Annotated in this window: 2 pseudogenes; both read left to right on the top strand. The window is 65.4% G+C overall.

The window, feature by feature from the left end:
- Positions 1–152: pseudogene (locus DC347_RS22065) on the top strand (GntR family transcriptional regulator); the annotation flags it as partial.
- Positions 145–338 (top strand): annotated as a pseudogene (locus tag DC347_RS21260) (MmgE/PrpD family protein); the annotation flags it as partial. The pseudogenes DC347_RS22065 and DC347_RS21260, both read left to right, overlap by 8 nt.

Genomic DNA, 338 nt, shown 5'->3' with positions numbered 1-338 from the left:
CGGCCGCGGCCGCCGAGCACGCCGCGATCGCCGAGGCAATCGCCGCAGGCAACCCCAGGCTCGCCGAAGCAGCCACGATCGTGCACCTGCACCGCAGCCTCTCCCACGTCAAAGCAACCCACGCATCCCACCACAAGGAGCACCATGGTTAAGGAACACCACGTCCGCGTCTACAAGAGCGAAGAGAACCTGGCCCGCGAGGACCAGCTTGCCTACAAGATCGCCAAGGTGGCCGCGGATCCTGTGGCGGTTACCGATGACGTCACCGACATGGTGATCAACCGGATCATCGACAACGCCTCCGTGGCCATCGCGTCCCTGAACCGGGCCCCCATCGT

The sequence above is a fragment of the Pseudarthrobacter sp. AG30 genome, assembly GCF_003116525.1.
Classification (GTDB): Bacteria; Actinomycetota; Actinomycetes; order Actinomycetales; family Micrococcaceae; genus Arthrobacter.
Note: the sequence above shows the minus strand (reverse complement) of the source record. Positions and strands in the feature narration are given on the sequence as shown.